The 19,651-nt window shown below is 70.9% G+C and carries 23 protein-coding genes, 1 tRNA gene and 2 pseudogenes; 10 read left to right on the top strand and 16 right to left on the bottom strand.

From position 1 onward, the window contains the following. The coding region (locus E1258_RS15560) for a thiamine pyrophosphate-binding protein (RefSeq protein ID WP_243715477.1) at positions 1–1,011 on the bottom strand (1,011 nt) is incomplete at its 3' end. A 132-nt stretch (positions 1,012–1,143) separates the two neighbouring features. Further along, a complete protein-coding gene (locus E1258_RS15565) occupies positions 1,144–1,947 on the bottom strand; it encodes an S-methyl-5'-thioadenosine phosphorylase (protein ID WP_132401346.1) in 804 nt (267 codons plus the stop codon). A gap of 239 nt (positions 1,948–2,186) precedes the next feature. Here E1258_RS15565 and E1258_RS15570 point away from each other — a divergent pair, with 239 nt between their 5' ends. Both E1258_RS15570 and E1258_RS15575 read left to right on the top strand, forming a co-directional pair. Continuing rightward, positions 2,187–2,777 (top strand): YqgE/AlgH family protein, encoded by a 591-nt coding sequence (locus tag E1258_RS15570; RefSeq protein WP_007074939.1) that lies wholly within the window; start codon positions 2,187–2,189, stop codon positions 2,775–2,777. Positions 2,778–2,866: 89 nt separating this feature from the next. After that, a tRNA-Ala gene (locus E1258_RS15575) sits at positions 2,867–2,942 on the top strand. A 119-nt stretch (positions 2,943–3,061) separates the two neighbouring features. On the opposite strand, the gene E1258_RS33335 is transcribed toward E1258_RS15575, so the two are convergent. The 3 genes from E1258_RS33335 to E1258_RS15585 form a co-directional block, all read right to left on the bottom strand. Continuing rightward, on the bottom strand, positions 3,062–3,199 hold the full coding sequence (locus E1258_RS33335; RefSeq protein ID WP_165949779.1) for a hypothetical protein: 138 nt from the start codon (positions 3,197–3,199) through the stop codon (positions 3,062–3,064). 276 nt (positions 3,200–3,475) lie between these two features. Further along, positions 3,476–4,048 carry a GNAT family N-acetyltransferase gene (locus tag E1258_RS15580; protein ID WP_132401349.1) on the bottom strand — a complete coding sequence of 191 codons (573 nt, stop codon included), beginning with the start codon at positions 4,046–4,048 and terminating at the stop codon, positions 3,476–3,478. Positions 4,049–4,272: 224 nt separating this feature from the next. After that, on the bottom strand, positions 4,273–4,683 hold the full coding sequence (locus tag E1258_RS15585; RefSeq protein ID WP_132401352.1) for a helix-turn-helix domain-containing protein: 411 nt from the start codon (positions 4,681–4,683) through the stop codon (positions 4,273–4,275). A 112-nt stretch (positions 4,684–4,795) separates the two neighbouring features. Between E1258_RS15585 and E1258_RS15590 the strand changes: the two genes are divergently transcribed. From E1258_RS15590 to E1258_RS33340, 3 genes are all read left to right on the top strand, one after another. Further along, entirely contained in the window at positions 4,796–5,443 is a 648-nt protein-coding gene (locus E1258_RS15590; protein ID WP_243715478.1) for an NAD(P)-binding domain-containing protein, read from the top strand. A 173-nt stretch (positions 5,444–5,616) separates the two neighbouring features. Further along, positions 5,617–6,135, top strand: coding sequence for an O-acetyl-ADP-ribose deacetylase (locus E1258_RS15595; protein ID WP_132401358.1), 519 nt, complete (start codon positions 5,617–5,619; stop codon positions 6,133–6,135). A 207-nt stretch (positions 6,136–6,342) separates the two neighbouring features. Next, the gene (locus E1258_RS33340) at positions 6,343–6,501 is read left to right on the top strand and encodes a hypothetical protein (protein ID WP_165949778.1); all 159 of its coding nucleotides are present in this window, start codon (positions 6,343–6,345) and stop codon (positions 6,499–6,501) included. Between the two features lie 301 nt (positions 6,502–6,802). Here E1258_RS33340 and E1258_RS35885 read toward each other — a convergent pair whose 3' ends face one another. Further along, the gene (locus tag E1258_RS35885) at positions 6,803–7,156 is read right to left on the bottom strand and encodes a hypothetical protein (RefSeq protein ID WP_371688621.1); all 354 of its coding nucleotides are present in this window, start codon (positions 7,154–7,156) and stop codon (positions 6,803–6,805) included. Then, entirely contained in the window at positions 7,072–7,569 is a 498-nt protein-coding gene (locus E1258_RS15605) for a DinB family protein (protein WP_132401361.1), read from the bottom strand. The genes E1258_RS35885 and E1258_RS15605 overlap by 85 nt, the downstream gene beginning before the upstream one ends. A 96-nt stretch (positions 7,570–7,665) precedes the next feature. Here E1258_RS15605 and E1258_RS15610 point away from each other — a divergent pair, with 96 nt between their 5' ends. Continuing rightward, on the top strand, positions 7,666–8,058 hold the full coding sequence (locus E1258_RS15610) for a nuclear transport factor 2 family protein (RefSeq protein ID WP_132401364.1): 393 nt from the start codon (positions 7,666–7,668) through the stop codon (positions 8,056–8,058). A gap of 176 nt (positions 8,059–8,234) precedes the next feature. Here E1258_RS15610 and E1258_RS34840 read toward each other — a convergent pair. Next, positions 8,235–8,597, bottom strand: a pseudogene (locus tag E1258_RS34840) (cupin domain-containing protein); the annotation flags it as partial. Here E1258_RS34840 and E1258_RS15620 point away from each other — a divergent pair. The 4 genes and pseudogenes from E1258_RS15620 to E1258_RS15635 all read left to right on the top strand — a co-directional run. Next, positions 8,585–8,902 (top strand): annotated as a pseudogene (locus tag E1258_RS15620) (FAD-dependent oxidoreductase); the annotation flags it as partial. The pseudogenes E1258_RS34840 and E1258_RS15620 overlap by 13 nt on opposite strands. 35 nt (positions 8,903–8,937) lie before the next feature. After that, positions 8,938–9,189 (top strand): hypothetical protein, encoded by a 252-nt coding sequence (locus E1258_RS15625; protein ID WP_132401367.1) that lies wholly within the window; start codon positions 8,938–8,940, stop codon positions 9,187–9,189. Positions 9,190–9,601: 412 nt separating this feature from the next. Next, on the top strand, positions 9,602–9,799 hold the full coding sequence (locus tag E1258_RS15630; RefSeq protein WP_132401370.1) for a hypothetical protein: 198 nt from the start codon (positions 9,602–9,604) through the stop codon (positions 9,797–9,799). Further along, positions 9,796–10,599, top strand: a complete 804-nt coding sequence (locus E1258_RS15635) for a putative protein N(5)-glutamine methyltransferase (RefSeq protein ID WP_132401373.1) — start codon at positions 9,796–9,798, stop codon at positions 10,597–10,599. Before E1258_RS15630 ends, E1258_RS15635 begins: the two co-directional genes overlap by 4 nt. Positions 10,600–10,839: 240 nt before the next feature. On the opposite strand, the gene E1258_RS15640 is transcribed toward E1258_RS15635, so the two are convergent. The 8 genes from E1258_RS15640 to E1258_RS15675 form a co-directional block, all read right to left on the bottom strand. After that, the gene (locus E1258_RS15640; RefSeq protein WP_132401376.1) at positions 10,840–11,484 is read right to left on the bottom strand and encodes a choice-of-anchor M domain-containing protein; all 645 of its coding nucleotides are present in this window, start codon (positions 11,482–11,484) and stop codon (positions 10,840–10,842) included. Between the two features lie 5 nt (positions 11,485–11,489). Next, positions 11,490–12,119, bottom strand: a complete 630-nt coding sequence (locus tag E1258_RS15645) for a choice-of-anchor M domain-containing protein (RefSeq protein WP_371688622.1) — start codon at positions 12,117–12,119, stop codon at positions 11,490–11,492. A gap of 302 nt (positions 12,120–12,421) precedes the next feature. Continuing rightward, positions 12,422–13,357 carry an anchored repeat-type ABC transporter permease subunit gene (locus E1258_RS15650; RefSeq protein WP_132401381.1) on the bottom strand — a complete coding sequence of 312 codons (936 nt, stop codon included), beginning with the start codon at positions 13,355–13,357 and terminating at the stop codon, positions 12,422–12,424. After that, entirely contained in the window at positions 13,357–14,070 is a 714-nt protein-coding gene (locus E1258_RS15655; RefSeq protein WP_371688623.1) for an anchored repeat-type ABC transporter ATP-binding subunit, read from the bottom strand. Before E1258_RS15655 ends, E1258_RS15650 begins: the two co-directional genes overlap by 1 nt. 26 nt (positions 14,071–14,096) lie before the next feature. Beyond that, positions 14,097–15,077, bottom strand: a complete 981-nt coding sequence (locus tag E1258_RS15660) for a choice-of-anchor M domain-containing protein (RefSeq protein ID WP_132401387.1) — start codon at positions 15,075–15,077, stop codon at positions 14,097–14,099. Positions 15,078–15,088: 11 nt separating this feature from the next. After that, positions 15,089–16,702, bottom strand: coding sequence for an anchored repeat ABC transporter, substrate-binding protein (locus E1258_RS15665; protein ID WP_243715480.1), 1,614 nt, complete (start codon positions 16,700–16,702; stop codon positions 15,089–15,091). A gap of 152 nt (positions 16,703–16,854) precedes the next feature. Then, positions 16,855–18,429, bottom strand: a complete 1,575-nt coding sequence (locus E1258_RS15670; RefSeq protein WP_207919579.1) for a TIGR03773 family transporter-associated surface protein — start codon at positions 18,427–18,429, stop codon at positions 16,855–16,857. Positions 18,430–18,538: 109 nt separating this feature from the next. Beyond that, complete coding sequence (locus tag E1258_RS15675; protein WP_132401390.1) at positions 18,539–19,618, bottom strand: WxL protein peptidoglycan domain-containing protein; 1,080 nt, start codon at positions 19,616–19,618, stop codon at positions 18,539–18,541. Positions 19,619–19,651 lie beyond the last annotated feature (33 nt).

Here is a 19,651-nt window from a genome sequence, read left to right on the forward strand (position 1 = left end):
CCGGGGCGCCGGGGGCGGTCGGTCGGTCGCCGGGAGCAGTTCGACCAGGGCGGCCAGGGCCAGGCCCGGGTCGGCGAGCAGGCTGTCGCCAACCGGGGCGCGGGCCGTCTCGTCCGGGTCGTCGGTGACGTGCAGCAGGCGGGCTCCGGCGGGCAGGTGGTCGCCCGGCACGTGGGGGTAGTAGCGGAACACCGGCGCGCCGACCACCAGCACCGTGTCGTGGCCGGCCAGCGCCTCGGCCAACGGCCCGATCGCGTACGGCAGCACGCCGCGGAAATGCGGGTGGTCCTCGGGAAACGGGGCCCGCTCCGGTGCGGGCGCGGCCCAGACCGGTGCGGCCAGCCGCTTGGCCAGGGCCACCGCCGCCGGCCACGCCCCGGCCCGGTCGACCGCCCCGCCGAGCACCAGCGCGGGGCAGCGGCTGGCGGCCACCCGGGCGGCGAACTCCCGCAGCCGGGCCGGGTCCGGGGCGTACCGGGTGGCCACGGTGCGTACCTCGGGTGCCCCGGCCGCCGGCTGGGCCCAGTCGTCCATCGGCAGGGAGAGGAAGACCGGGCCGGTCGGTGGCTGCGTGGCCGTGGCGTACGCCCGCATGAACGCCGCCGGGATGTCCTGCGCGCGGGCCGGTTCGTGGCTCCACTTGACGTACGGCTGGGTCAGCTCGGTCGCGTGGCGGCTGGCCAGCCGGGGCTCCAGCAGCAGCATCTCCCGGGTCTGCTGACCGGCCGAGACGATCAGCGGCGTCTTGTTGTGCCATGCGGTGACCAGGTTGCCCATGCCGTTGCCGGTGCCCGGGGCGGTGTGCAGGTTGACGTGGGCGGGGCGGCCGGTGGCCTGGGCGTACCCGTCGGCCATGGCGACCGCGGACGCCTCGTGCAGGGCGTGGACGTACCGGAAGTCGTCGGGGAAGTCCTGGAGGAACGGCTCCTCAGTCGAGCCGGGGTTGCCGAAGACGGTGGTCATGCCCAGTGCCCGCAGCAGGTCGTACGTCGTCTCGCGGACCGTTGCCATCGGCGGGCCTCCGTGTCGCGGCGGTGCTGGCTCCTCGGCGGAGCCGGCGCGCGCGGACCGATCCCCGATCTGCCGAATCTATCCGGAAAATTCTCACTTGCCGGGGTTTTGGCCGCCCGCCCGCCGCTGCGGTCAGGGGAGGGCGAAGGGCAGCTTGATCCCGTCCAGCGCCCGCCCGCACGGGCAGTCCCGCCCGGTCGGCAGGGCGGCGACGGCGTCCAACAGCACCTCGCGCAGCCGGTCGGTGTTCTCGCCGAAGACCCGGAAGACCTCCTCCTGGGTGACCGACTCGCCCGCCTCCACCCCCGCGTCGAGGTCGGTGACCAGCGCGATCGGGGTGTAGCAGAGGGCCAGCTCGCGGGCCAGCACCGCCTCCGGGTGCCCGGTCATGTTGACCACCGCCCCGCCGATCGCGGTGAACCAGCGCGACTCCGCGCGGGTGGAGAAGCGTGGCCCCTCCACGACCACCATCGCCCCGCCATCGACCGCCGACACGCCTCGACCGGTCGCCGCGTCCAGCAGTGTCCGGCGCCCCACCGGGCAGTACGGGTCGCCGAAGGCCACGTGCACCGCGCCCCGGTCGTAGTAGGTCTGGACCCGACCGCTGGTCCGGTCGATCAACTGGTCCGGCACGACGAACGTGCCCGGCCCCAGCTCGGGGCGGAGCCCGCCGACCGCGCACGGGGCGAGGACCTGGCGTACCCCGAGCGACCGCAGCGCCCACAGGTTCGCCTGGTACGGAATCAGGTGCGGCGGGTGCCGGTGGTCGCGTCCGTGCCGGGGCAGGAACGCCACGCGCCGGCCGCCCACCTCAGCGACCGTGACCGGGTCCGAGGGGTCGCCGTAGGGCGTCTGCACCCGGTGCTCGGTCGCGCCCTCCAGCAGGGCGTAGAGCCCCGAACCGCCGATGACCGCGATGTCCGCCGTCGGACCCATCGTCGCTCCCTTCGATCCCACTCGATCACTCACCGGTCAGACCTTAGCCAGCGCCCCGGGCGCAGGCTATGGTGCCAGGCATGGCGTTGACAGCACGGATGAGCCCGGCGTCCCGTGCCGACCGGGTCCGGCCGACCGCCCCCCGCGCAGGCCACGACGTCGGTCCCGTCCGCCCCGACGGCACGGCCGTCCGGGGTGACCTATACCGCGTCCCGGCGTGCGGCTGACGGATGTCCGACATGCAGGGAGAGGACCAGGCGATCGGCGGGCGGGCGATGGACTCGATGACCGGACGGCTGCTGGTCGCGACCCCGACGCTCAAGGACCCGAACTTCGACCGGACCGTGGTGCTGCTGGTGGCCCACGAGCCGGGCGGCGCGCTCGGCGTGGTGCTCAACCGGGCCACGGAGGTGCCGGTGGCCGACGTCCTCGGTGAATGGAGCGACCTGGCGCGGGACCCGGCGGTGCTCTTCGAGGGCGGCCCCGTCCAGCCTGACTCGGCCATCTGCCTGGCCCGGCTGCGCAACCCCGTCAAGCGGCTGCGCGGCTTCCACCAGGTCTCCGGCGCGGTGGGCACGATCGACCTGTCCGCCGACCCGGAGCGGCTGCGGGAGAGCATCGGCGGCATCCGGGTGTTCGCCGGATACTCGGGCTGGGGCGCGGGCCAGCTGGAGCAGGAAATCGAGGACGGGTCCTGGTTCGTCCTGGACGCGTTGCCCGGTGACGCGTTCGTCGACCGTCCCGACGACCTGTGGCCGATGGTGCTTCGTCGGCAGGGCGGGATGATGGCGGCCGTCGCCCACTTCCCGCCCGACGTGGCGCTCAACTGACGCCCGGGGGAGGGGGCCCCGCGAGATGACCATGCGGACGGGCGTGTGTATAGTTCTCTCCGTGCCCGGGCAACCGGGGGCGACAGCAAGGGGCCGTGGCGCAGCTGGTAGCGCACCACACTGGCAGTGTGGGGGTCAGGGGTTCGAGTCCCCTCGGCTCCACCAGGATTGACCTGGTGGCATTGACTACGGGCGATGATCTTGAGTCACGCCCGTAGTCACAAAGATCAGCTACGTTTGAACCTCGCCCTGGTGGTGCAGCTCGACGGTCACCCGCAGGGATCCTAGGTGCCGCCGGAGTCGGCGTGAATCCTGGTGATCTGCTCGGCGAGGGCGTCCTTGGCGGCGGCGCGGGCCTGCTGGGCCGGCTCGCTGGCGATCCAGCGGTAGAACCGCAGCGGGACACCGCCAGGACCCGGCACAGTCGCTTGAAGCCGAAGGCGGCGCGGTGGGTGGAAACAGACCGCAAAGCGGCTGGTCGCCGACCCATCTCCTTCGCGAAACAGGCGGCTGCCTTGCGCAGGATCTCCTTCTCCTGCCGCAGCTCGGCGTTCTCGCGGCGCAGGCGGGCAATCTCGGCGTCCTTGTCCGCCACCGACAACCCATCCCCGTCGCAGGCCGGACCGGTCCCGGTCTGGCGTTCGGCAGCGCGGACCCAGTTGCCTGTGGCTCGGTGAGGTTACCCGTGGCGATCGACGTCATCGCAGGTCGAGCCGCATGAGCACACGCGGGAACCCGGCGAGCACCGAGGTGGTGTCAGCCGCCTTGACGAAGCCGGCGAGCTCGAAGACCGCGCGGGTACCGACGTAGGCCATCGTGAGGTCCACCTTCTCGTCACGGTTGTCGACGGGGTAGCCCTCGATCGCCGGCGCGCCGCGCTCGCGGGCGAAGGCGACGGCGCCGGCAAGCAGGTGGTGCACGATGCCCCGCTTGCGGTGGCCCGGACGTACCCGGAAGCACCACACGCTCCACACATCGAGACCGTCGAGGTGCGGGATCCGCTTGTTGCGGGCGAAGCTCGTGTCGGCTCGCGGGTGCACCGCCGCCCAGCCGACGACCTCGTCGCCATCGTAGGCGAGCACTCCGGGAGGGGGATCGAGCCCGACGAGTTCGCGCACCTGGTCGCCGCGCATCGGCCCGCGCAGTTGCAGGTTCGCTTTCGCGCCGATGCGGTAGCTCAGGCACCAGCACACGTTCGCGTCCGGCCGCTTCGGGCCGACGACAGCCGCGACATCCTCGAACACCGTCGCGGGGCGTACCTCGATCTCCATGCCGCTTACCCTGCCACCGACCACCGACACGGCTCTCCGGCCCCGGCAGGCACCACCCACGCCCACCGGCCACGCGCGCACGCTCATGCCGCGATCGCGAGACACGCGGCGTCACGCCGAGCTGGCTGGTTGCCGACCGGGCGTGTCGCCAGCGAATGAGACCGTTCTGTCGCGTGCGGGCTCGTTGTCGCTGCCACTCGGGTTCGCCGGTGGGTGGGAGGCTTTCAGCGGCGACGCCGAGTGGACCTGGGCCAGGTGGACGTCTTTCGGGCTTCGAAGCGTTCCTGAGCGTCAAGGACCGCATCGGCGTACCGGGTGGCCCAGGCACCCATCGCCTGCATCGGCTCCAGTAGCGCGCCGCCTGCTTCCGTCAGCGCGTAGTCCACCCGGGGTGGCACTTCCGGGTACGGCCGACGTTCTACCAGGCCGTTGTACTCCAGCCGGCGCAACGCGTCGTTGAGTACCTTGGGGCTTATCCCGCCGATGCGGGTGAGGAGCACCGCCGGACGCATCGGACCGTTCGCGGCGATCGTGAAGACCACGACGCTGTCCCAGCGATTGGCGAGTACCTCGAATGCCACGCGGGCCCGGCAGTCGGAGGTGTATTCGTCGAGCTGGTCAGCGGGGTTACCCATTTGCCCATCGTGCCCGATGTATTGCACACCGTGCGGTGTGCATCGACCTGCCTATCGTCCTGCACGGCGGTCTGTACGGCGCCGCCGCGGAGCGAGGAGACGGAGCAGGCGGATGAGAATCGGCATACTCGGCACGGGCGGTATGGCGGCGGCGCTTGGCGGTGCATGGACTGCAGCCGGGCACGACGTGGTGATCGGCGGCCGGAATCAGGGGCGGGCGGAGCAGACCGCCGGACGGATCGGTGCCGCCGGGCATGGCAGCCTCGTGGACGCGGCGGGTCACGGTGATGTCATCCTCGTCGCGGTTCCGTCGGCGGAGGCGCCGCAGCTGGTGGGCGGTCTCGCCGCAAGCCTCGCCGGTCGGACGGTCATCGACTGCACCAACCCTGTCGTACCGACCGGCGACGGGCTGATGCTCAACACTGGTGGCAGCACTTCTGTGGCGCGGCAACTGGCAGCCGCCGCGCCCGACGGGCACGTGGTCAAGGCGTTCAACCTCTGCCACGCGAGCATCTGGACACTGCGTCCGCCAACCTTCGAGGGCGTACCGCTGGCCGTGCCCTACTGCGCCGACCACGCCGAGGCAGCCACGGCGACGCAGACCCTCATCAGCTCGATCGGTTGCACGCCGGCACCGTGCGGCGGGCTGGCGCGGGCGGCCTACCTGGAGGCGACGGCGGCGCTCGCGATCGGGCTGTGGTGGGCGGGTCAGCAGCCGCGCACCGCGTTCCCCTCCCTGGCAGAGGCGCCGCATCGCTGAGTTCGTCGAGCACGGCGGATCCAAAAGACGTCAGCCCGGGGCTCAGCCGGTTCGGGGACCGACCAGCAACCACCGCATCGGAAGCCGCGCCGAACATCCGCACATGCCGCCGATCGGTCGGGCGGCTACGCACGGCCAGGTAACCACGTCGTCGTGTGTGTCAGGATCCTGCTGTGACAACGATCGAAATCGTCCTAGGCGACATCACGCGGCAACATGTGGATGTCATCGTCACCGCCGCGAACGAGTCGCTGCTCGGTGGCGGCGGTGTCGACGGGGCCATCCACCGCGCCGCCGGACCGCGTCTGGCGCAGGCCGGCGGCGCGATCGGTCCCTGCCAGCCGGGCGACGCGATGGCGACCCCGGCGTTCGACCTCGACCCGCCGGTTCGGCACGTCGTCCACACCGTCGGGCCGGTCTGGGAAGGCGGTGACCAAGGCGAAGCCGACGTCCTGGCCTCCTGCTACCGACGCAGCCTGCAACTCGCCGACGAACTTGGCGCCCGGACCGTCGCCTTTCCAGCGATCGCCACCGGCGTGTACGGCTTTCCTTCCGAGAGGGCGGCGCGGATCGCCGTAGCAACGATCAGGTCCGTACCGACGAACGTTCAACGAGTACGACTCGTCGCGTTCGACGAAGACACACGGCATCACCTGCAAGCCGCGATGGCTGCCACAGCTAACCGGGTTTAGAAGGGTGCCTTCCGCAGCTCGGCAAGCACGGCTGTGCTGGCGAGGGTGGGCCCAGTCCGTTCCCCCTCTGCCACCGCCAGTATCGAAGGTTGCAGCGTCTCCATGCGCGGTGTTTCCGCGATGGCGGCGGAGTGCTGGTCGGGAACGCCTCGGCCCCGCTGGAAGATGTCGCGACCAGGGCGCGGCGAGTTGCCGCGTATCGATCGCATGGCGGCCCCGCGCGGCCGTAGCCTTCTCCTCTACGCTCTCACCGCGCGGATCACTACCGAGAACACCAGCCTCAAACAGCGGGTCCGGCAACTGACCGCCGACAACCGGATGTTCGAGGAACGGCTCGCCGCGGTCCGGTCCACCCTCCGCTTCTAGGACCGGCGCAACGCCGACCTCGAAGGCCGAATCGCCGACCCGGCAACCGTCACTTGACCGACGACGGCGTCATCCCTCCAACAGGGCCTGCAACTCGGCCAGGACCTTCGCCCACGTGCCGTCACGCTGCCTCCGCCGGAACCGGCGGTACATCCGGCGCCCGAACTCGCGGACACAACCACAAAGCCGGTCGGTAAGAGGACACGGTCGGTAAGCAGCTCGACCATCGGGAGGTGGGTGGGCGGCTGGGCAGCGCGGTCCCGCCGCCGTTCCGGATCCGCCATGCTCTACCGCGAGTAGGTCAGGGCTCGATGTCGACGGACCGTAGTCCATCGACGAGGAGCGCGACCATGCGACGGCCGTGGTCCGGCTCCTCGCCCGGTAGAGTGGCGCACAGTTTCGCGACCGCGTAGAGCAGGTCCTGCGAGCTGACCACGGCCCGGATTTCGCCGGCCGCGGTCGCGGCATCGAGCAACGACCCCAGCGCTGCTCCCAGCTTCTCCATCAAGTAGCCGGAGAGGCCGTCGAATGCCGGATCGCCGGAGTGCAGCGCCGCGGCGAACCCGCGTGCTACTCGTTGACGAGCTGCTCTCGCAGAATGTCCGCGTGCCCACAGTGCTGGGCGAGCTCGCGCAGCACGTGGAGGTACACCCACCGCAGCGGAAGCGGGCCTCGCCGGTTGCCGTGAAGGATGTCGTCCAGGCCCAGGGATGACGTCGCATGGCGTGATGCTTCGCAGGCTTCGCGGTGTGCCTGCTGGACGGTGGCGATCGTGTCGTCGTCGGCGAGGATGAACGACTCGTCTGGCGTCGCAGGGATGCCGATCTCCGCGCGCGACCGGCACGTGACGGCTTCGTCGAACCAGACTTTCTCGACGAAGGTCGCGTGCTTCACAAGACCCAGCAGCGTGGTCCGGGAGGCCACCAACGATCGGCGCGCCTGTTCCTCTGCCAGCCCGTCCAAGCAGCCATTGAGCGCGTGGCGGTGCTCGTCGAGGAACGCCTCGAACTGGGCGCGGGCGGGCTGTGCGACGACCTGGTCGGCGAAGGTGGGCGGGTAGGCAGGCATGGGTGGAGCATTCCAGACCGTCGCCAAGAACAACTACGGACGTCGGCATGGCCGGACGCACCCGTTCAGCGCTCGGTCAGGTGGCAAGCTGCACCCATGGACAGGAAGCAGGTGACTGACTGGATCGCAGCCTACGAGCGTGCGTGGCGGACGCCGGGGACGGAGGTGCTCGCCACAATCTTCGCCGCGCAGGCCAGCTATCTGCAGGGGCCATACCAGGAAGCGATCATCGGTCTGCCAGCCATAGCCCGGATGTGGGAGAACGAGCGAGATGGCCCCGATGAGGTGTTCCACATCACCAGTGAGGTCGTCGCGGTCGAGGGCGACACTGCGGTGGCGCGGGTGGAGGTCCGCTACGGCGACCCAACCGGTCAGGAGTATCGCGACCTGTGGATCATGCGTTTCGCCGAGGACGGGCGCTGCAACTCGTTCGAGGAGTGGCCCTTCCGGCCGACGCAGCCGCCCACCGCCCGTCTCCCTGGAAGCTGACACGCGCACGCCACGACACCCCAAGCGCTGTCAGCGTCGGATGAGCCACCTGATTTTGTCGGCTCCTGTGCCCATCACCGCGTGATAGCCGGTACCGACTCGAATGGCGGGCGGACAGTAGCAGGTAACCCCATCCGGGGTGTCGCTGCCCGATCTGACCGGTGAACGGTGCACCGTCAGTTGCCGCCCTGGGGGGCGCGGGGCTTGGCGCGTACGTGCACGCGCCGCCCTGACGGCCGAGGATGCTGAGGATCTCGACGGGGTTCTGCCCGGTGCTGCCGAACCAGTGCGGCAGCCGGGTGTCGAACTCGGCCGCCTCGCCGGCACGGAGCAGGAAGTCGTGCCCGGGCCAGGACGAGGCGGAGGCGTCCGGAAAGCACGTAAAGCCATTCGTAACCCTCGTGGACGCGTAGGTCAGGCTCGGTCTGGTCTGCAGGGATGATCACCTTCCAGGCCTGCAGGGAACTGGCTTGCCGGGTCAGCGGCAGCACAGTGCGGCCGTTCGCCCGGCGGGGGACGAGACGGCTTCGTTCGGCCCCGGTTCATGCCGAGCAACGGCCTGCTCACCGGCCTGGACTGCCAGGTGGACGGCAACGGCTGGGTGGTCGTCGACCAGACGGGCCGGACCAGCGTGCCCGGTGTCTGGGCCGCGGGCAACGCCGTCGACCCGCGCGCCCAGGTGATCACCGCCGCCGGCGCCGGATCGGCTGCCGCCATCGCCCTGCACGCCGACCTGGTCGAGGAGGACGTCCAGCGCGCCGTCGCGGACGCCCGCCCGTTCTCGGCCGCACTGGAACGACAAGTCACCGAGGCCGTCCTCGCCGGGCGCCGCCACGGTCTCTGAACCCATAACCCGATCATGTTGAAGGAGCACTTACCATGTCCGAAGACTCGATCGCCCGCCCGCCGACGCGCGTCGGGCCGCCGTCCCGGCATCACATGGCTCTGATGATCTGGCTGGCCGTGTTCCCCACGCTCACCGTGCTGCAACTGCTGCTCGGCGACCTGCTCCGGGACACGCCGACGGTGCTGCGCACCCTGGTTCTGGCCACCATCGCGGTGCCGATCGTCATCTACGGTCTCTTGCCGCCGATGCAACGCCTGCGCATGTACTTGACCAGTCGCCGATAGATCAGCGGTTACGGGGTTCCTATGCCGTAACCTCCGGCCCTCAACCGGTCGACATCCTCGGCTGCGATCGGCATGCGAACCCCCATCGCCTCGCCGGCCGATCGGACGGCGCGCGCTCCCTGCCAGGGGAGAGTGCCGCGGAGTTGACCGAGCAGCGGGAGCAGCGCGGACCATGGGGAGATGTGGCGTGATAGTCGTGGATGCGTCTGCCCTTGCGGGTGCTCTGGTCGGCGACGGGCCGGTAGGCGACGAGCGGGCACTAGGTTTCTGGGACCCCTGTGAGCCCGGGGCGGAGCCTCGTGGGCCGGAGTGGCCACTACGGTCAGGGGGATGGTATGACCAGGTTGCCCCGGGACGCTCTGACCGGCACGTCGCGGGCTGTGGGGCGCTGCTGGCCGGCGACCCCGCGCATGTGACGGAGAGGATCCTGGAAGAGCATCGCCGGCTGGGACAGGACCGGATGCTGTTGCAGGTCGACGCGGGTGGGTTGCCCTTCGCGCACGTTGCCCGCACGGTCGAGCCGCTCGGCGGCGAGGTGATTCCGGCGGTCCGGGACGCCCTGGTCACCGGCGAGGCCGCTTCCGGGCGGACGACAGGAGTGACGCGATGACCACCACGGATCCCGACGGGGCGACGGTCCTGCGGCTGCGCGCCGCCGGCTGCGTCTTCGCCGAGGATGAGGCACGACTACTCGTCGAGGCCGCGCGGACGCTGGAGGAGCTGCACGACCTGACGCGGCGGCGGGTGCTCGGCGAGCCGCTGGAGGCCATCCTCGGCTGGGCCGAGTTCTGTGGGCTGCGGGTCATCGTCGAGTCCGGCGTGTTCGTGCCCCGCCAGCGCACCACCTACCTCGTCGAGCAGGCCGTCGCCGTCACCTCGCCGGGCGCGGTGGTGGTGGACCTGTGCTGCGGGACGGGGGCGATCGGCGCGGCCGTCGCGGCCCGCGTGCCCGGCACCCGGCTGTACGCCTGCGACATCGAGCCCGCATCGGTGCGCTGCGCCCGCCGCAACCTCGAACCGATCGGCGGGCACGTCTACGAGGGCGACCTCTACGACGCCCTCCCGGCCGGGCTTCGGGGCGCCGTCGACGTGTTGGTCGTCAACGCGCCGTACGTGCCCACCGACGAGATCGCCATGATGCCGCCGGAGGCGCGCGAGCACGAGCCCCTGGTGGCGCTCGACGGCGGCTTTGATGGCGTCGAGGTGCACCGCCGGGTGGCCGAGGGCGCGGCGCGGTGGCTCGCCCCCGGTGGGCACCTGATCATCGAGACCGGTGAGAGCCAGGCCGCGTGGACGGCGGCGGCGATGTCGGCGCACGGGCTGGTGGCGACCACCTCAACCTCCGACGAGTGGTACTGCACCGTGGCGGTCGGACAGCGGCCCCACGATCCTCTGCCGATACGTTCCTGACTGGCCCTGGCGTGTCAGGCATCGGTATCGAGCAGCGCCGTGCCGCAACCCGCGCTCTCGGGCAGGCCACCGGCAACCGTCGGCTCGACGCCGCTCGTCGCGTCGTCGGGGCGCCGGTGGGACGGCGGCCGGCGCGGCACCCGGTGGGTGGGGCTGCCGCGCCGGCCTGATCCGCGTTCGGAGGTACCCCCTACCTCAGCGGATCGCCTCTGGTGCTGGTGGTCGCCAGCGGTGGATGGTTCAGGCGAGCACGTCGAAGGTGAAGGTCTTCGCGCCGGAGGTGATGGTGCTGCCGTTGGAGGCGAGGACGCCGGTCACCTCGAACGTGACGGCGTAGGTGCCAGCGGCGTCGAAGGCCCAGTTGGCGTGGGCGTGGACGTTGCGGTTGACGTTGAGGCTGTCGGGCAGGCCGTTGCCGCTGTCGAACAGCACCGTCGGCGTACCGCTGGAGACGGTGTAGACGCTGAATCCGGCGGGCCCGGCGACGTTGGTGAGTCTGAACGTGACGCGGTTGTTCTGGAAGATCCCGGTGGGCACCTCGAGGGTGTTCCAGCCGGGCCAGAGCAGGCCGGTGGTGTTGGACTGGGGCAGGATCCATGCCTGGCCGCCGGTGCCGAGGAAGGACCAGGCGGAGCCGGAGGGCACGGTGGTCTTGGCGGTGGAGGGAACTTGGAACAGGACGTCTGCGGGGTCGCGTTCGATGTCGGTGGCACCGGTGTGGTCCATGACGGTGACGCTGAGGGCGCCTGCGGCGTAGTCGACGTCGATGACGTCGACGTGTCCGCTGGAGAGGGTGACCGAAGCCGCCTGTGCGGGGCTGGTGGCTCCTGTGAGCAGGGCGGCGGTGACGGCGAGGCTGGCGAGGAGACGACGGTGGATGCGCATGATGACTACGCCTTCACCAGGATGCGCAGGGTGGTCGGGTCGGAGGTCACCTGCTGGCCGTCGGCGAGGGTGCCGGTGGCGCGGAAGGTGACGCAGTAGGTGCCAGCGGCGTCGAAGGCCCAGTTGGCGTGCATGTGGTCGCCGGCCGTGAGGGTCAGCGCGTCGGGCAGACCGTTGCCGCTGTCGGCGAGAACCACGGGCTGGCCGACGGCGTTCTCGGTGTAGATCGCCAGTTGACCGGGGCCGCTCACCGACTGCACGTTCAGGGTGAGCTGGTCACCCGCGAAGGCGCCGGCCTCGATCTCCTCGGCGGCGATGCCGGGCCACACGAGGTTGGTGTTCTGGATCTCGGGGAGGACCCACACCTTCGACACGCCCGGGGTACCGAGGAAGCTGAAGGCGGGGTCGTTGGGCACGATGATCTTGGCTTGGCGCTTGACGACGATGGCGACGTCGTCGGCGGCGTACTCGACGTCGTTCTCCTCGTCGTGGACGCCGATCTCGAGCGTGCCTGCTTCGTATGCGATGTCGACGAGGTCGATGTGCCCGGTGCTGAACACGACGGTGGCCACGGCCTGTGCGGGCGCGGCGGAGGCGACGAGCCCGGCGGTGACCGCTGCCGTCGCGAGCAGCATGCGGAGGGAAGGACGCACGTGGAACTCCTCTCCCGATCCCCAGTGGACCGGTTGATGAAAACGATAGTCGTTTTGCATAATCCAGGGAAGGGCCGATCGGACCGCAGGGCATCCGCAACAAGAAGAAGCCGCAGTCGTCAGGCCACGGCAGTTCGCCCGATCACAGGTCGTACGAAACGCCGCGAGGTCCCCGATCGTCGCGCCCGCGCCTGGCCTCATGCACACTGCTTCATTCCGCAGCCTTGGCCTGATCTCCTTTCCTGGACGAGAAGATCGATCGATCGAGGACTGCGGCATGCCGCCTATCCGGCGGCCGGTGACGGCTCCTGCGGGTGAGGAAGGCCATAGGAGCCCGGTCCAGAGGCGTCGGGGAGTTCCCGTTCGGTCGGGCGCATCCAGCGCCGGGTCAGTACGCCGTGTCGTGGGGCGATCAGCCAGGCGGCGAGGAAGATGGCGGTGGCGACCAGGACGACGGTGCCGCCGACCGGCGTGTCGTAGCTCCAGGACAGGTACAGCCCGACGAACGCCGACACGCCGCCGATCGCCGGTGCGAGCAGCATCATCACGCCGAGGCGGTCGGTGAGCAGGCGGGCGGCGGCGGCGGGGGTGATCAGCAGGGCCAGGACGAGGATGTTGCCGATGGTCTGTAGGGAGATCACCACGGCGAGGGTGACCAGGACGTAGAGCACGATGTCGAGCCAGAAGACGGGAAGCCCCATCGATCGGGACATCTCCCGGTCGAGGCAGACCGCGACGAATTCCTTGTGCAGGGCGAGCACCAGGCCGAGGATGACCAGGCCGGTGCCGCCGACGACGTAGAGGTCCCGGTCCGGGATACCGGTGATCGAGCCGAACAGGAACTGTTGCAGCGACCCGGCGTATCCGGGGGCCTGGGAGATGATCACGATGCCGAGGGCGAACGTGGCGACCAGGAAGACACCGATGAGTGAGTCCTCCTTGACGCGCCGGTTCTGCGAGAAGATCGCGATCAGCAGTGCGGTGGCGACACCGGCGACGGCGCCACCGAGCACCAGGCTGCCCTGCAGGACGAAGGCGACCGCGATGCCCGGGAAGACAGCGTGGGCCACGGCGTCGCCGATGAAGGCCATGCCCCGCAGGACGACGTAGCAGCCGACGACGCCGCAGACGATGCTGGACATGACCGCGATCGCCAGCGCCTTGGGCAGGAACGCGAGGTCGGGGTTGAGCAGGTCGGTGAGGAAATCGGTGATCGACACTAGGCTGCCCTCACGAGCTTCAGCAGCGGGGACGCGGCGCTCACCCCGAAGGTCTTCGTCCACAGCTCGGCGTCCTGCAGGTCTGCCGGCTGTCCGTCGGCGATGATCCGGCCGTTGAGCAGGACCAGTCGGGTGCAGGAGTCCACCGCCGCGACCAGGTCGTGAGTTGTCATCAGCACCGCTCGGTCCTCTCGCGCCAGGCTGGTGAACAGGTCGCCCAGCAGTTCCTGGGTGGGCATGTCCAGGCCGGTGAACGGCTCGTCGAGCAGCAGGATGCGTGGCGCGAGCGCGAGTGCCCGCGCGACCAGGACGCGTTGGCGTTGCCCACCGGACAACTCGCCGACCGGCCGGCGGCGCAGCCCGGTCAGCTGTACCCGGTCCAGTGCGTCGCCGACTGCCCGCCAGTCGGCGACGCCGGGGCGGCGGAGCAGACCCAGGCGGCCGGTGCGGCCGGTCATCACGGCTTGCTCGACGGAGATCGGGAAGTCCCAGGTGAACTCGTGGCGCTGGGGGACGTAACCGATGTCGGACCGGCCGCGACGCGACGGCTTGCCCTCCACCGTCACCGTGCCGCCGCGGGTGCGGGTCAGTGCCAGGATGGCGCGGAGCAGGGTGGTCTTCCCGGCGCCGTTGGGTCCGAGAAGCCCGACCAGCTCACCCCGGTCCAGGTGCAGCCGCACGTCCCGCAGGACCGGCCGGCCGCCGAGGTCCACGTCCAGCCCTTCGACGTCGAGCGCTCTCACCGCTGGCCCTCCGGCAGCGACGCGGCGCGTTCCCGTTCGGCCCGCCGCTTGGCGCCGCGTCCGCGCAGGAGCAGGAGCAGGAGCACGACGGCGAGCACGACGGCCGTGCCGGTCAGCGCGGTGAGCAGCAGTGCCCTGGACGTGTCGGCCGGCTCGGCGACCGTGGTCCGTGCCTCGTCGGCCGGTTCCTGCCCGGCTGCTGCGGGGATGTCCGCAGTGGCGGCGAAGGCCTCGTCGGCGCTGGTGGCGTCTCCCACGGCGAAGCGCAGCGTGCGGGTCGCCGACACCGTTTCGCCGTTGATCAGGTCGGCCGACACCTTGACCGCGACCAGGTAGACGCCGGGCGCGCTGAACACCCAGTTGGCGTGGGTGTGGGTGTTGACCTCGGCCCAGAAGGACTGCTCCGTGGACTCGGTGGATCGCCACAGCGGCTGCGGTGCGGCGAAGTTGCCCGACTGCAGGTACGTCGTGAGGGTCCCCGGCCCGTGTACGCCGAGCAGGGTCAGGGTGACGCCGCGGTCGATGCTCTGCATCACCCGGGGGTCCTGGGTGTTCCAGCCGAGCCAGACGACGTCCTGGTTCTGGACCTGTGGCACCACGTAAACCCGCTTGCCGGCGTCGACGCCGAGGAAGGCGTACGCCGGGTCGTCGGGAACGGTCTGCAGCGCGGCGTCGGAGACGCGGAGCAGGGCCTCGTCGGGGTCGCGCCACACCGGTCGCGCCCGCGTGCCGTCGTGGATCAGCACCGTCCACTGGTTGTCGACGTAGCGGGGGCCGATGTCGACGTGCCCGGTGGCGAGTTCGGTCCGGCCGGTGGCGAGCGGCTGGTCGGCGGCGATCGACTGGCCGAGGCCCGGTGTCGGCTGCTCGGCCCGCGCCGAGGTCTGGGTCGTGACCAGCACGACCGCCATGGCCAGTGCGTAGCCCAGGATGGCCGTGGTCGTGCGGGTGCGGCCTCGCGCCCGTCCTGCCGTCACTGGCTCCTCCATCAGTTGTCTGCGATCAGGCAGTCGTGCAGTGAGTCGGCGTTGAACCGCATCATCTGCGCGTAGGTGGTGACGTCGCGGTCGAAGGTGTCGCCGTAGATCGGGCAGACCCGCAGTCCCTCCTCCCGGGCCACCTCGGTCAGGGTGGTGGACCGGGCCGCCAGGTTGGGTTCCAGGAACACGGCGGGGATGTTCAGGTTGCGGATCGTCTCGGTGAGCCGGCGGCGGTCGGCGAGGCTCGGCTCGGTGGCGGGGTTCGGGGTGACGAAGCCGGAGATCTTAATCCCGTACGCCTGGCCCAGATAGCCGAACGCGTCATGGGTGCTGACCAGGTGGCGTCGCGACGGTGGGATCCGGGCGACGGTGTCCCGGACGTAGGTGTCGAGCTGCTCCAGTTGCCGGATGTAGGCCGAGGCGTTCGCCCGGTAGGCTGCCGCCCCCTCAGGGTCGACTCCGATCAGGGTGTCCCGGATGAGCTCGGTGTAGGAGATGGCGTTGCGGACGTTCTGCCACAGGTGCGGGTCGATCTCGCCGTGTACGTGCTTGCCGAGGACCGCCTGCGGAAGCTGGTAGACCTGGGTGCCGGGCCGACCGAGGAACCGGAATTTCCGGTCGCCGGGCACTTCGAGCAGCGCCTTGTTCGGCACTTCGATCACGGTGCTGGCCGGGTCGTACACCCGCTGGCTGGCCTCACCGCTGCCCTCCGGGTCGGCGAACAGGTAGAGCCGCCGCTCGTCGAGGTCGACGGTGACGTCGGCGTGCCCGGAGCCCAAGACCGTCGCGCCGGTCATGCCCGGCACCGAGTGTGGATCCACCCCGACGGCGAAGGTGAACACCTGCTCGCCCAGCGGGACGGGTGCCGTTTCGGGAGTGACCGCCAACTGTGCCCGCATGGCCAGCCGGTAGACGCCCGGCTTGGTGAACGCCCAGCTCATGTGGGTGTGCGCGTCGGGTGGCAGCGCGGCGGTGTCGTCTCGGTATCCGTTGGCGGCGTCGAACCCGTCGGCTGAGTCGACGTAGAACGACGGGTTGCCGAACGACTCGGTCAGGTACGCGAGCACCCGACCCGGCCCCTGCGCGGCAGTCGCGCTGAGCAGCACGTCGGAGGAACGGTTCGCGCCCTGTGCCGCACCGGTGCCGCGTACCCGCATGCCCAGCCAGAGGGTGTCCAGTGACACGTCCTCGACCAACGGGATGATCTCCGCGGCGTACTTCACCGCTCCCTCGGCCAACGAGATGTTCGGTACGCCGTCGCGCAGGTTCGCGTCCAGGGCCTTGATGACGGCCTGCTCCTCCAGGAGCAGGTAGTTGCTGAACGCGACGTCGGCGTAGACGACGTCGCGGACGTCGCGCAGCGACGGCTCGTAGCTGTGCGGATCGGCGCTGTCGGGCACCAGCGAGCTGACGGCCACCCGGTCACCACCGACGTTGCTCACCAGGTCTCGGAGGATTCCGGTGGTCGTGATGACCTGGACCCGGTCGTCGTCGGCGCTCAACGCCACTTCGGACCTGCAGCCGGTGGCCAGCAAGGCGATCAGCAACGGCGGCAGCAGCCACAGCCGTATGTTCGGCCGGTGGACGGTCGCCCGAGTCACGCCGGTGCCGACACCAGGCATGTGCACCCTGCCCTCCCCCGACGTCCCGGCACCCGACGTGCAGCCGCTGCCGTCCCTGCCGCCCGCACAATACCCGGAGATGGAAACGATTATCAATGCTGTTCTTCCGGGGCGGCCTCGTCGCCGAGGCCGCCCAGGTCAGCACCGGAAAACTACGGGGTAGCCCCACCCGCGGCGTCGGCAAGGCCGGCGTGGCGGCGACGGGTCGCCGCCACCAGCAGGACCCCGAGCACCACGAGGGCGATGCCGGCCGCACCGGCCGTCAACACCCAGCCGGCACCGGTGCGCGGCAGGGGCCCGTCGCCCTCATCAGCGTCGCCGTCACCGTTGTCAGAGCCGAAGCCGCTTTCCGGATCGGTGCTGTCACCGACGGCGATGGTGAGCGTCTTGGTGTCGGTGACCCCCTTGCCGGCGTTGGTGGTGCCGCTCATCTGCACCGCGAGGCGGTACAGGCCGGGTTTGCTGAACGCCCAGTTGCCGTGCGCATGCGTATTGAGCGGAACGCTCAGCTGCTGGGGGAACGCCTTGTCGGAGTCGAAGAGCACGTCGGCGTTGCCGAACGAGCCGGTGAGGAACAGGGTGTACCGGCCGGGCCCGGTCACCCCCTTCAGCGTCCACGTGACAGGGCCTCTGACGCCCGACACGACGGACTCGTGCTGGGTGTTCCAGCCGGGCCAGACGATGCCCGCCTGCTGCGACTGCGGCAGCAGCCACACGACTTCGCCCTGCTTGCCGAGGAAGTCGGCGCCGGCGGGCACGGTGATCTTCGCGTTGTCCTTGACGTGCAGGACCACGTCGGCGGTCTCCCGCCAGACCGGAGGGCTGGTCCGGTCGTCCTTGATCCGGATCGTCCAGGTGTTGCCGGACAGTTGCGGGCCCATGTCGACGTGCCCGTCGGCGATCACCTGGTGAGCGCCGGCGGTGGTTGCCGCCGCCTTCGCAGCGACCGGTGCGGCCGCCGCCGGCTTCGGCGCCGCCTCGGGCTTCGGCGCGGCGGGTGGCCGCGGCGCCGACCGCCCCTCGGGCCGCGTCGCCGGCTTGGGCGCGGCCGGCGGCGGCGCCTGCTCGACCGGGCTGATCGTGGGGACCCGCACCCGGTACGTCGCGTCGGCGCTGACCTTCCGGCCGGAGTTCAGGGTGGCCGAGCCGGACAGCAACAGCCGGTAGTCGCCCGCCGCGTCGAAGGCCCAGACCACACCCCCGGTACGCGTGGCCACCGGCAGCCGCGTCGTCCGCGTCATGCCCGGGCGGCTGCCAAAGAGCGGGCTCGCCGTGCCGAGACCGGACAGGGTGTAGGCGGTGAAAGTTCCCGGCCCCTCCACCGAGCGCAGGGTGAGGGCCACCATGTCGTCGGCGACGACGCCAGGGCGTATCCCGGTGGTGTCCAGGGCCGGAAACCCGGTGTCGCCGGCGGACAGGGACCACACAGCTTGTCCCGGCGTCCCGAGGAAGGCGAAGGCCTTCCCGGCCGGCACCCGGCCGGCCAGGCCGCCGTCCGGGCCGAGCACCACCTCGGCCGGGTCGCGCCCGGGCGCATCGCCGGCCACCTGCGCGGCGTCCCGGATCCGCAGGGACATCGCATCACCGTCGAGCGCCAGCGAGGCGAGATCCGCGCCGGTCGCACTGACCGTGGCCGGTTCCGCGACGGCCGGCGCACCCCCTGCGGCCAGCGCCAGTACGGCCAGGGCAAGGCCGGCCGCGCCGGCACGCACGCTTCTCATCATCATTGCTCGCTCCCCAGGCGACGTGGTGGTGGTCCGCCGTACGGCGGTGTGGGTGGTGCGGTGCCGTGCGACGCGATCGAGGGGATCGGTGCGGCGCCTGCGGTACGGCGTGTCACTGCCTGTCCTTCCCCGGATGGTCCGAGGTTCGTTCGGTTTCCCGGCTGGCTTCGGCGCGGCCCTGCTCCCGGGCGGCGGCCACCGCCTGCGCGAGCTGCCGGACCCGCCGGCGGCGGGCGGCGGTCAGCGCCCAGCCGGCGAGGGCGAGCAGGGCCAGCAGGACCAGCTGGGGCCAGGGCACCGCCCAGACGGTGACCCGTGCCGAGTCGCCCTGCGGCGGCGGGTCGAGGACCTGGTCGCCCACAGCGGCGGGCGTGACGGCGGCGCCGGCGGTGAGCCGGAACAGCGGCGGCACACCCGTCATGCGTACGGTGGTGGTCAGTTCCCCGCCGGGCAGGATCTCCGGCAGGGCCGCCGCGGCCACGGAGCGTCCGCCGAGACCGAAGGGTCCGGCCGCGTCGAGCGTGGGTCGTCCGGTGAGCCGGACGTTGCCGGTGTTGCGGACGGTGAAGGTGGCGGTGAGCGTGCCACCGGCGAGAGGGTCGAGCGAGCCGGTGTGCCGCACTCGGAGGTCCTCGACGGTCAGCGCCGGTTGCAGCTCACCGGTGACCCGTAGGTAGATCCGCGCGCCGACGCGGTGGTCGACGGCGACCTGGTTGCCCTGCGCGTCCGCCGTGGTGGTGGTGGCGAGTGAGGCGACGATCCCGCCGGCGTGGTCGCCCGGCGTGGCGTTGTCCGGCACGGTGAGGGTGAACGGGATGTCCAGGCGGGACGTTGACGGGATGGTCAGGGTCCGTCGAGGGATGCGGACCCAGGCGCCGACGTCGGTGGGCTGTCGGCCACCGGCCAGCAGGTCGAACCCGCCCCGGGTGGTGGTGAACGCGTCGCTGGCGTAGAGGTTCAGGGTGAGCGGGCGCGCCGAATGGTTGGTGACCGCGACGTAGTCGGTCAGGGTGGCACCGGGGTCCAGCTTGTAGGTGAACGCCGGGCGGCCGTTCGGGCCCTTTGCGCTCGATGGTGCCACCCCCCAGGTCGCGGCGGACGGAGCCGCAGATGCGCCAGGTGTCGGCGCGGGCGGTGCCGGAGCCGTGCCGAGCAGGGCGATGCCGGTAGCGATAGCGGCGAGCAGGCGCATGGCGGGGACGGATTCCGTTCCTGGGGTGAGGGA

The sequence above is a fragment of the Micromonospora sp. KC207 genome (assembly GCF_004348615.1).
Taxonomy (GTDB): domain Bacteria; phylum Actinomycetota; class Actinomycetes; order Mycobacteriales; family Micromonosporaceae; genus Micromonospora.

Bases quoted from the DNA above. Each gene is read 5' to 3' on its own strand.
- E1258_RS15665 (WP_243715480.1), bottom strand. From the start codon at position 16,702: ATGCCTGGTGTCGGCACCGGCGTGACTCGGGCGACCGTCCACCGGCCG.
- E1258_RS15670 (WP_207919579.1), bottom strand. From the start codon at position 18,429: ATGATGATGAGAAGCGTGCGTGCCGGCGCGGCCGGCCTTGCCCTGGCC.
- E1258_RS15590 (WP_243715478.1), top strand. From the start codon at position 4,796: ATGAGAATCGGCATACTCGGCACGGGCGGTATGGCGGCGGCGCTTGGC.
- E1258_RS15640 (WP_132401376.1), bottom strand. From the start codon at position 11,484: ATGCGCATCCACCGTCGTCTCCTCGCCAGCCTCGCCGTCACCGCCGCC.
- E1258_RS15625 (WP_132401367.1), top strand. From the start codon at position 8,938: ATGTCCGAAGACTCGATCGCCCGCCCGCCGACGCGCGTCGGGCCGCCG.
- E1258_RS15565 (WP_132401346.1), bottom strand. From the start codon at position 1,947: ATGGGTCCGACGGCGGACATCGCGGTCATCGGCGGTTCGGGGCTCTAC.
- E1258_RS15585 (WP_132401352.1), bottom strand. From the start codon at position 4,683: ATGGGTAACCCCGCTGACCAGCTCGACGAATACACCTCCGACTGCCGG.
- E1258_RS15580 (WP_132401349.1), bottom strand. From the start codon at position 4,048: ATGGAGATCGAGGTACGCCCCGCGACGGTGTTCGAGGATGTCGCGGCT.
- E1258_RS15570 (WP_007074939.1), top strand. From the start codon at position 2,187: ATGCAGGGAGAGGACCAGGCGATCGGCGGGCGGGCGATGGACTCGATG.
- E1258_RS15645 (WP_371688622.1), bottom strand. From the start codon at position 12,119: ATGCTGCTCGCGACGGCAGCGGTCACCGCCGGGCTCGTCGCCTCCGCC.
- E1258_RS15610 (WP_132401364.1), top strand. From the start codon at position 7,666: ATGGACAGGAAGCAGGTGACTGACTGGATCGCAGCCTACGAGCGTGCG.
- E1258_RS33340 (WP_165949778.1), top strand. From the start codon at position 6,343: ATGGCGGCCCCGCGCGGCCGTAGCCTTCTCCTCTACGCTCTCACCGCG.
- E1258_RS15635 (WP_132401373.1), top strand. From the start codon at position 9,796: ATGACCACCACGGATCCCGACGGGGCGACGGTCCTGCGGCTGCGCGCC.
- E1258_RS15675 (WP_132401390.1), bottom strand. From the start codon at position 19,618: ATGCGCCTGCTCGCCGCTATCGCTACCGGCATCGCCCTGCTCGGCACG.
- E1258_RS15605 (WP_132401361.1), bottom strand. From the start codon at position 7,569: ATGCCTGCCTACCCGCCCACCTTCGCCGACCAGGTCGTCGCACAGCCC.